General features: G+C 70.7%; 2 protein-coding genes. Both read right to left on the bottom strand.

Annotation, left to right across the window (positions count from 1 at the left end; genetic code table 11):
• Window positions 1-190: 190 nt before the first annotated feature.
• Window positions 191-814 (bottom strand): hypothetical protein, encoded by a 624-nt coding sequence (locus IE312_RS34340; protein WP_189986139.1) that lies wholly within the window; start codon window positions 812-814, stop codon window positions 191-193.
• Window positions 811-1,333 (bottom strand): M20/M25/M40 family metallo-hydrolase (locus tag IE312_RS43150; RefSeq protein ID WP_229900779.1); only part of this gene is annotated, 523 nt, incomplete at its 5' end. The genes IE312_RS34340 and IE312_RS43150, both read right to left, overlap by 4 nt.

The raw sequence follows: 1,333 nt of genomic DNA on the forward strand, positions 1-1,333 counted from the left end.
CGGCGCGTTCTTCCTCGGCGCATCGTTCCAGCCTCCTCCACGCGCCCCAGGCCAGGTTGGAGGCGGTGAGCAGGGTGTCGGGGTGGTCTTCGCCCCGCGCGATCTCGGTCCTGTGAAAGGTCAACCAGAGCCTGCTGCCCTGCCCCCAGGGGCAGCATCTGTCGGTGATCTGCTCCTGGGGCGTGGCGCTTCACTGCAGGTCCTCCTTCCAGGGGTCGTTCAGCAAAGTGAGCCCGAAGGTGCGGTGGAGTCGCCTCTGGGTCGCCTTGAGATACTTGATGCCTTCGTCGAACTCTGCCCAGCCACGGGTCTCCTGCGCGGCCTCGCTGGGGCTCTGGCTCTGCATGCCGTCCAGCCGGGTCGCGTCGAAAATGTCGCCTGCGCCGTCGTGGAGATGCTTGAGCGCGGCTGACCAGGTGGCCTGGGTCTTGACGTCGGGGATGGGGTCGTCTTCGCGGATCCGGTCGAGGGTGTCGAAGAACGGTCCGAAGTCGTAGGCCCAGACGTTGCTGGTCCGGAGGTCCTGGACGTCGACGGCCGCGCTGATCGAGTTGACGAGCTCGCCCTCGCCTCCTGATTCCCACCAGTACACGACGTTGTTGGCGATGTACGAGGGGTCGGCGGTCAGCGCCGAGTGGGTGGTCGGCGGGGCTTGATTCGTCGGTGTCAGCGCGGGCGTCGGTGTCTGCGCCGGTGTCGGCTCATCGGCCGGTGCGGTCTGCGGGCCGCTCGAGCAGGCGGCCAGCGCCGAGGCGGTGAACGCGGTGAGGAACAGGGCGCGGACGCGCGGGAGATGACGCGCGGGCCGGCTCATCGCTGGGCCCTGCTGATGAGGTGGGCGAGCAGAAGGGTGCGGGGGATCACGCGGTCGATCCGGACGTACTCGGTGTCCGCGTGGGCGCCGCCGCCCACCGCGCCCAGGCCGTCCAACGTCGGACAGCCCGCCGCTGCGGTGTAGTTGCCGTCCGAGGCGCCGCCGACGGCGGCCGCCCGCAAGGGCTCCTGGCCCAGTTCCGCGGCGATGCGGTAGGCGAGGGCGAACAGGTCGGCGGAGGATTCCGGTTCCATGGGCGGCCGCTGCGGGCCGCCCAGGATCTCCAGCCGGGCGCCGGGTGTGCGGGCTGTGAGTGCGTGCATGAGCTCGTCGATCCATTCCTGTGCGTCCACGGTCGGAACGCGTATGTCCACCGCCACCCGCGCCCGTGCGGGCACCGTGTTGCGCGTGCTGCCGGCCGACAGCAGGGTGGGCGTGACAGTCGAGACGCCCAGGACGGGATGGGCTGCCCCGACGGCGCCTATCGCGGCCCCGATGCCGGCGACGGCCAGCACCTGG

The organism is Streptomyces capoamus (genome assembly GCF_014654935.1).
GTDB classification, from domain to species: Bacteria; Actinomycetota; Actinomycetes; order Streptomycetales; family Streptomycetaceae; genus Streptomyces; species Streptomyces capoamus.

Excerpts from the sequence above, each read along its gene's own strand:
- IE312_RS34340 (WP_189986139.1), bottom strand. The coding sequence starts at position 814 with ATGAGCCGGCCCGCGCGTCATCTCCCGCGCGTCCGCGCCCTGTTCCTC.